Annotated in this window: 1 pseudogene; it reads left to right on the forward strand. The window is 63.0% G+C overall.

The features are described 5' to 3' along the window. A pseudogene (locus GWG67_RS38865) lies at positions 1 to 414 on the forward strand (phosphate ABC transporter, permease protein PstA); the annotation flags it as partial.

The following is a 414-nucleotide window of genomic DNA, read 5'->3' on the forward strand; positions in this document are numbered from 1 at the left end:
GCTCAACCCTCCCGCCGCCTCTCCGACGCGGAAATCGTCGCTCGGGCGCATCGGTCCGACCGCAATTTCGCGATCCTGGGCCTCAGCGTGCTCGTCATTTCCATGATCGTTCTGCTGTCGCTCATCGTGGACTTCATGGTGGACGGGCTTGGCCGCATTGATCTTGATTTCCTGACGAGCTTCCCCTCCCGACGCGCTTCGGAGGCCGGCATTCTGTCCGCCTGGGTCGGCACCACGCTGGTGATGCTGGTGACGACGGCGCTGGCGGTGCCGCTCGGCGTCGCAGCAGGCCTCTATCTTGAGGAATATGCGCCGCGGAACTGGATCACCCATCTCATCGAAATCAATGTGACCAATCTCGCGGGCGTGCCCTCCATCATCTATGGGCTGCTCGCCCTCGGCCTGTTCGTGCAG

It is taken from the genome of Bradyrhizobium sp. CSS354 (assembly GCF_029051725.1).
In the GTDB taxonomy this organism is placed as follows: Bacteria; Pseudomonadota; Alphaproteobacteria; order Rhizobiales; family Xanthobacteraceae; genus Bradyrhizobium.